Raw genomic sequence first — 229 nt, 5'->3', positions numbered from 1 at the left:
ATGGCGTTCCAGACCGGCGCCACCGGGGTCATCTATCGCCAGTTCTCGATCACCATCATCACCGCGATGATCCTGTCGCTGGGCGTGGCCGTGATCCTGACCCCCGCCATGTGCGCAAGCCTGCTCAAGGCGCGCAAGCATGGCCAGGGCGGCATCGCCCCTGCCCGCTGGTTCAACCGCAACCTGGACCGGACCACGACCGGCTATGTCGGCATCGTCACGCGGCTGG

Annotated in this window: 1 protein-coding gene; it reads left to right on the top strand. The window is 66.8% G+C overall.

The window, feature by feature from the left end:
- Positions 1-229: efflux RND transporter permease subunit (locus tag TW83_RS18245; protein ID WP_045984205.1), on the top strand; the 229-nt coding region annotated here is incomplete at both ends.

Origin of the sequence: Paracoccus sp. S4493, assembly GCF_000967735.1 — a bacterium.
GTDB classification, from domain to species: domain Bacteria; phylum Pseudomonadota; class Alphaproteobacteria; order Rhodobacterales; family Rhodobacteraceae; genus Paracoccus; species Paracoccus marcusii.
This window is presented reverse-complemented; position numbering and strand designations above follow the sequence as displayed.